Genomic DNA, 6530 nt, shown 5'->3' with positions numbered 1-6530 from the left:
CGAGAAGCTCTACCTCGTCTGCGACAACTTCTCCCCACACCGCCACCCTGCGGTGCGAGCCTGGGTCTCGAGCAACGACATTGAGCTGGTGTTCCTACCCACCTACGGATCCTGGCTGAACTGGATCGAATCCGAGTTCACCGCCTTGCGCTACTTCACCCTCGACGGCACTGACCACCGCAGCCACGCCGAACAAAACGCCGCGATCCGCGCCTACCTACGCTGGCGCAACGCCCGCGCCCAACCCAAGACCGGATTCGCCAGAGACTCACCCATCCGCACCTGGACCCATTACCCCACCAAGGTTGCCTGACGAACCACTAGTCAGGTCTTGTGGTAGATGTCGTCGACTGTCTTGCGCAGCTTCGCCGCGTCCTGATCGGACACACCGGCACGACCATCGGTAACAAACAGCAATACGTAGCGCCGAAAAAGCTTGTCGGCTCCACCGCTCGACTCACTCAACCAGCCATGGAACTCGTGCACGAACAGATCCACCACCGCGAACTCGCTTGGCGGGCCGACCACCTGGCAGGCGCACGTAGGGCGATCAGTCGATCCATCTCGCGATCGTCCACACCGGCCAGATTGGTCACCGCGTTCGTGTCGATCTGCATGAACCCAGCCTAGCCACCACCAACCAACAGTATTGAGACTTTCCGGCCCGCTCGGCCGGGAACAGGTGCCGAGTCACCTCGAAGCCGCCACGCATCCGGTGACTCGACACGCATCCACCCTCGACCGAAAGGAATACCGGGTTGGGTACACGCACACCCGCCAGCCCGCCGCCGCTGCACTTTCCGAAACCGGCCTGCTCGCTGTGCGAGTGCGAAACCATCGAAACTGCAGGTCGATTCCGCTGCCACCATTAAGCGGCTGCTCCTGGGACGCCGACACCGCCCACCTCTTCTGCGGCGACTGGGACACCCACCAACCCCATGAGGTGGCCCGGTCAAACCATCAGATCGAAAAACCGGGGGCTGTTAGGACAGATACAGGACCAAAGTGGACCACTCCACATGGAGTAGCATAAGCTGTAATATTATTACATGCATGGTTACACCAAGCGAACACGTTCAGGAGCAGCTACAGCCCCTCTGTGAGCCGATCCACAAGGCGCTTGAGTTTGGGGTTGGCAAGGAGAAGGAGTGTCGTTCTTCGTACGGTCTCGATAAGCAGACCTATGACTACCTTGGTATCCACATGGCTCGTGCCTTCGCGCATTCGTGGTTGGCTAAGCATGCAGATGACCTCGGCGGATGGCAGCTGGCTGGCAAGCACTCCCGCAATGGTGAGCTTTGGCTGAGGCAGGGGATGACCAGGCTTCGGATGCTTCATACCCGTTCGCCGTCCGACGTTCCCGAGGCTGGCCCGAACGAGGCTCGTAAGCTGTACTTCCGCAACCTGCCCTTAGAGGGTCTGCCTGAGCAAGCAACCTTTGAAGAGCTTGAGGCAAGCAAGCTACTTGGCCTCTGGCGTGTCGCACCGCAGACCGGAGAGGTAACCGTGCGTATCGCACGTACGATTCGGGCAAGTCGCTGCGGAAGTCGGTTTCCAGTAGACGTGCACTTCCAACTTCCGCGTGCGGCTGACGATCTGGCAAATGCAGCTTGGATGCCAGATGATAGCGGCATCCTGTTCGACGATGAAAAGGAAGAGGGTGAGGATGATGCCGGCGGCTTTCTCGGGTGAGCGCATAGTCGCTGCCCGCAAGCTGTTCGGGCTCACCCAGATAGCGCTTGCAGACGCCGTTGGTGTCAGTCAAGGACTGATCTCACAGGTGGAGAAGGGTACACGTGGGGCCACTGAAGATCTTATCGGCTCAGTGGCCTTGGCGTTGGGTATGCCTCGTAGCTTTTTCGACGTTATTCCACCTGAAAATCCGTTGGACTCGCTTCGTTTCAGGAAGAACTCAACGGCTAGCAAAATCGACACTGAACGAGCCAAAGTCCTATTCAAGGAGGCTTATAGGGTAAGCTCTTATCTAGTGGAGCACTCTGGTTTTGCGCAATCTCAGCTACCGCGAGCTACCTCTCCTGTTGATCGAGAGATGATTTTTGATCTGGCGTTGCAGGCTCGAGAGGCTTTGCGTGTAAATCTTGAAGGTCCGGTGCCACATGTAACTCGCCTTCTTGAGCGAGCGGGAATACCTTGCGCGCCCCTTCGGCTTCCTGGTCAAGAAGCCCTCGAACTGCCAACGGCAGTCGGACATTTTGGAATGTCTTATTGGGCGGGTCCTGGAGAATTGGCAGTTATTGGGTACTTTCCAGGTAGCAAAGCTGATAGAGACAGGTTTACGTTGGCTCATGAGTTGGGGCACGTGATTCTTCATGCTCATAACCACGAGACTGTTGACCCTGAGTCGGAAGCGAATTTCTTTGCTGGCGCGTTCCTTATGCCGCCTGCCCAGGCTGATGATATTTTCGATTCCTCCTTGACGTTGACCGATTATGCTCGACTTAAGCAGCGTTGGGGAATTTCTATACAAGCACTGATAATGCATGCCAATAACGTCGGAAAAGTTAGCGATGATCGGAAGCGTTCACTATTTACTCAGCTGTCTGCGCGTGGATGGCGGAAATCTGAGCCGGTAAAGGTATATCCTGAAGAGCCTAGGTTGCTCTGGAAATTGATTAGCAAGATATTTGGTTCCAGTCCATATTATGCAGCGGTTGATGAGTTGGCTCTTCCTGCGGTTCTTTTGAGGTCTCTGGCGCCCTACCCTGCACGCGCTACAAACAATAGACATGATGAACAGTCAAGCAATGAGCTGTCAGAAGAATCAGGTTATGCTGATGTGGTCCAATTTAAACGCAAAAAAGCCTGATGTAGCTGTGGTTTTCGCCGGTGATAAGCCTTGTAAACATAAGTTGAGAACCGCTGGCTCTGTCCAGTATCCTGACTTTTGGCGCAATCCTGTATGGCCTTAACAAACCCGCGTCCTAGCGCGTCGCGACCAGAGACGCGACGATCTTCGTCTGTGTCGCTTCCCTTCTCTGTTGCCCCATCCGTAGCATTGACTGGACTTATGGCGTCATTATGAGAAGGTCCGCATGGCATCACTCATGGCATGAAATGGGGTCTACGGGTGTGGCCAGAGTGGGGTAGTGGGGCTGACTGTGTGGCGGTTGTTCTCGTTGATAAGGCGCCTTGTAAGCAGAAGGTCAAAAGCCGCCCCGGCGCGCTGACCGCAGTTGGGTAGTCGGAAGCCTGGCGGTGCTTGCGCTAGCACCGGCCTACGAACATCCTCTGAATAGGCATCGCGCTTTTGGACGTGGCAGACGGCCCGGACAGCGCCTATCCACTGATCTTGCTGCGATTGCTGTCTGCGACTCACAGACTTCCCGCGTCACAGGCTCTTGGCCGCACATGATTTACATGAGGGCCAGTCGTGAGAAGGTCAGAAACGGTCATTCGTGGCGCGCATCGCTCCGATTGTGCGAAAGCGAGGACTGAAGAGGATCGGTTCGGTTGGAGTCCGTGCGGCATAGCCCGTACTGAGCCGGAGCCCGTGATGGTCGAACTCGCCGAGAAACCCCGGGTGTATGACCCGGACGAGACTGACTCGTTGCCCGCACAGCTCTACCTCGCCTGTCGGCCGGACGAAGCGAACGGCGGGCTGATGCTGGAGACCAGGGAGCTGTCCGGACAGCTGGTGGTTTTGGGGTATTCGACGTTGCACACCTTTCTCGCCGGGTGCGGAGCGGATCAGCCGTGGATTCTGCTGCCTGTCGACAAGGTTCGTGAGATCGCCTGCGTTCAGGAGGGGTCGGCGATGGCACCGCCGACGTTCCGGTTCAGCGTGGCGATGGATGCGCCGGTGCCGTCCGAGCTGCGCGGCACCGCCGGTGATTGGGCGGATGACGAGGCGGACTGGAACGAGTCGGAGTCGCCGGACTGGACGACGGTCCATCTCGCTTCGCGGCCGTTCGACGGCCGGTCCGAGAACGTCGAACTCGAGCTGCAACCGATGCCGGGGGACCTGTTGGCCATCATGGCCTACACCTCGGAGGCTGCGTTGCGCCAAGGGTGCGGTTCCCAGCAGGCGGCGGCGCCGGTGCCTGCCGGGGTGCTCGGCGATATCCGACGCCAGTGCGGGGCGCACACGATTTGCCTGGATACGCCGTTGCCGGAGCGGTTACGGCATGTTGGGGAGGAATGAGACATGTCCGGCGATGAAGTCCATGTCGGTCACGAGCAACTGCGCCGGATGGCGGATGCCTTGCGCGGTAGTACCGACGAACTCGACCGCGCGGCGAAGAGTGCCCCCGGTATGCCGGAGGTGAGCACCTCTGCCGAGAAGGTGAGTTACACGCTGGGGGAGCTCTCGCAAGCCGCTGCCGGATTGATCGCCACGATCGACGAAGTCGCGGCCAAGATCGATGCCAGCGACGGTAGCTACGGCGAAGTGGACAACCGCAACGCCGAGCAGCTTCGGAAAGAGTACTACGACGAGTACGCCGGTCGGCCGGACTGAACGTGGAGTAGAACATGGCTGGGGAACTCGACACCGAGGTCTTGGACAGGCCCGACACGTGCCGAGGCACGGCCGAGTGGCTGGGTGAACTGGCCGGTGGGATCGCCGAGGTCGCTGACACCGTGGCTCAGCAGCGCAGCGCATCCGAGAGTTTCTGGCGGGGAACCGCGGCGGATGCGGCACGCGGCGAGCTCGGCGGGCACGGCAAGAACGCGGACGACTTGGAAAACGCGATCAACAAGGTGAAGTCGGCCTTGGAGGTCTTCGCCGACGAGATCGACACCGTGAACGAGCGCATGACCGACGCACGCGACATCGCCCGCGGTGCCGGCTTGGTGATCAACGGCACGAAGATCCTGCCGCCGAAACCGAGCCCGAACGGTCCTGCCGGCAGGCCCGACGGCCCGAGCGGAGCGGAAGAGCGGAAGCAGAGGGCCTTCGAGGAAGCCGGTCGAACGGTCGAGGACGCTCGGACGAAGCAGGAGGACGCGCACCGCGAACTCGAGGGACAGTTGGAGGATCCGATCGGGACCTTCAACACGGTCAAGACACACGTGATGCGTGCGGTGACCGGGGGTCTGACCGCGGTCAAGACGTCCAGTGACAGTGCGGCCACCCTCCTGCAGAACGCCCGCACCCTGGAGGGGCAGGCGAAAGAGATGGACAGGCTGGCCAAAACCGCTGATCACAGTAGTGAGGCTGCCCGGACCAAGGTAGCCGCGATGCAGAACCGGGCCAAGGGCAAGGTCGCGGATTTGCGGGGTGAGCGGACCGGGCGACTTACCAAGAAGTTCGGTCGTGGCGGTGACATCATCGCCGCGGACGCGAGCAAGTACGTGAAGGGCGGATCCAAGCTCGCCGACGGAGCCGGTTCCGTGCTTCGGGGCGTGCCGTATCTGGGGACAGCGGCGACGATCGGCTCAGAAGTGACCGACTACGCGACCGGAACCGACACTGCGGGAGAGGCCGCGATGGATGCCGGCGCCAGCCTGAGCGGAGCGGCGGTCGGGGGCGCTGCCGGTGCCGCGCTCGGTTCGGCGATCTTCCCGGGGGTTGGCACCGTGGTCGGGGGAGCTCTCGGGAGTATGGGCGGGGATTTCCTCGCGACCGAGGCGGAAAGTCTGCTGACGGGCGAGTAGGCGGGACGAGGGATGTCTGAGGAGAATCCAGTGGTGTCGGAGCAGTTGCCGCCCCGTCCGGATCCGTGGACGGGTGAGCCGCGCCCGCCGCGGGCACCGGGGTTTTTCAAGTGGGACAAGCCGCCGAAGGATCAGGATTCGGAACGGGACCGCAGTCAGCGGCGCAAACCCACGCCGCCCGAGGGGCAGGGGCCGGTGCTGGAGTGGTATCGGCACAGCCAGCGCTACTCGATCGGCATGGGCCTCGCCGGATTCGTGCTGATCGGGATTCTGATCGGTTTCCGGCAGGGTCTCGACTACAGCTGGCTCAGCATTCCCTGGATGTGGCTCTTTCTCGCCGTGGCCGGACTGGGCATGTACGGGGTCTTCCGCTTGGTCGATCCGGCGGTGGGTGCCGACTGGTTGAAAGTGGGCCGCACCTGGGTGTTGTTGTACGAGCTCACCGACATCAAAGTCCGCCACCGGGGAATGTCGATGCACCTCGACCTCAAGGACAGCGGGGGACGCAAGGTGCAGGTGAAGGTGGACGAGCTGCAGGAGGACCGCGACATGTGGGATCTCGTATACAACGGCCTGCTGCACTCGGTGGTCACCAACGGTGCGACGACGAACTGGGCCGCGCACTCGCTACTGGAAGTCCCCGACGAGTCGGAGTGAATCATTGCCGCCGACCACGCCCGAACGGGTGCGGTGACGTCACTGGAGAATGCTGCGAATCGCCCGCTGTCGCTCGAACCGTGGCATAAAGGTGTAGTCAAATAGCGGCCGTGGGAATCGCCTGGATGATCCTCATCGCAGTGCACGGTGATTGTAACCCCTGTTGAAGCAACACGTACCCACCAATCACCTTTCCACGTAACGATGTATCTGGGGCCATGGGATATGGGCCGAGCGGGACGGAGGATTGGCTCGCA

General features: G+C 60.6%; 8 protein-coding genes. 7 read left to right on the top strand and 1 reads right to left on the bottom strand.

All coding sequences use genetic code 11. The annotated features are described in order from the left end of the window. Positions 1-313, top strand: a 313-nt coding sequence (locus BM150_RS14420) for a transposase (protein WP_175496829.1), incomplete at its 5' end; no start/stop codon positions are given. Between the two features lie 11 nt (positions 314-324). Here BM150_RS14420 and BM150_RS24160 read toward each other — a convergent pair. Continuing rightward, positions 325-501: a hypothetical protein gene (locus BM150_RS24160; RefSeq protein WP_175496828.1), complete on the bottom strand. Its 177-nt coding sequence runs from the start codon at positions 499-501 to the stop codon at positions 325-327. A 552-nt stretch (positions 502-1053) separates the two neighbouring features. Here BM150_RS24160 and BM150_RS23785 point away from each other — a divergent pair. The 6 genes from BM150_RS23785 to BM150_RS14390 all read left to right on the top strand — a co-directional run bounded on the left by BM150_RS23785 (position 1054) and on the right by BM150_RS14390 (position 6273). Beyond that, the gene (locus BM150_RS23785) at positions 1054-1692 is read left to right on the top strand and encodes a hypothetical protein (RefSeq protein ID WP_139219538.1); all 639 of its coding nucleotides are present in this window, start codon (positions 1054-1056) and stop codon (positions 1690-1692) included. Then, positions 1667-2827 (top strand): helix-turn-helix domain-containing protein, encoded by a 1161-nt coding sequence (locus BM150_RS14410; protein WP_175496827.1) that lies wholly within the window; start codon positions 1667-1669, stop codon positions 2825-2827. Before BM150_RS23785 ends, BM150_RS14410 begins: the two co-directional genes overlap by 26 nt. 687 nt (positions 2828-3514) lie before the next feature. Continuing rightward, positions 3515-4162, top strand: a complete 648-nt coding sequence (locus BM150_RS14405; RefSeq protein ID WP_092927758.1) for an SAV_915 family protein — start codon at positions 3515-3517, stop codon at positions 4160-4162. A gap of 3 nt (positions 4163-4165) precedes the next feature. Continuing rightward, complete coding sequence (locus BM150_RS14400; RefSeq protein ID WP_092927757.1) at positions 4166-4477, top strand: hypothetical protein; 312 nt, start codon at positions 4166-4168, stop codon at positions 4475-4477. Between the two features lie 14 nt (positions 4478-4491). Continuing rightward, positions 4492-5616 carry a hypothetical protein gene (locus tag BM150_RS14395; RefSeq protein WP_092927756.1) on the top strand — a complete coding sequence of 375 codons (1125 nt, stop codon included), beginning with the start codon at positions 4492-4494 and terminating at the stop codon, positions 5614-5616. Between the two features lie 33 nt (positions 5617-5649). Next, complete coding sequence (locus BM150_RS14390; RefSeq protein WP_245755497.1) at positions 5650-6273, top strand: AtpZ/AtpI family protein; 624 nt, start codon at positions 5650-5652, stop codon at positions 6271-6273. Positions 6274-6530 lie beyond the last annotated feature (257 nt).

Origin of the sequence: Actinopolyspora alba (assembly GCF_900112765.1) — a bacterium.
Taxonomy (GTDB): domain Bacteria; phylum Actinomycetota; class Actinomycetes; order Mycobacteriales; family Pseudonocardiaceae; genus Actinopolyspora; species Actinopolyspora alba.
Note: the sequence above shows the minus strand (reverse complement) of the source record. Positions and strands in the feature narration are given on the sequence as shown.

Bases quoted from the DNA above. Each gene is read 5' to 3' on its own strand.
- BM150_RS23785 (WP_139219538.1), top strand. From the start codon at position 1,054: ATGGTTACACCAAGCGAACACGTTCAGGAGCAGCTACAGCCCCTCTGT.
- BM150_RS14410 (WP_175496827.1), top strand. From the start codon at position 1,667: ATGATGCCGGCGGCTTTCTCGGGTGAGCGCATAGTCGCTGCCCGCAAG.
- BM150_RS14405 (WP_092927758.1), top strand. From the start codon at position 3,515: ATGGTCGAACTCGCCGAGAAACCCCGGGTGTATGACCCGGACGAGACT.
- BM150_RS14400 (WP_092927757.1), top strand. From the start codon at position 4,166: ATGTCCGGCGATGAAGTCCATGTCGGTCACGAGCAACTGCGCCGGATG.
- BM150_RS14395 (WP_092927756.1), top strand. From the start codon at position 4,492: ATGGCTGGGGAACTCGACACCGAGGTCTTGGACAGGCCCGACACGTGC.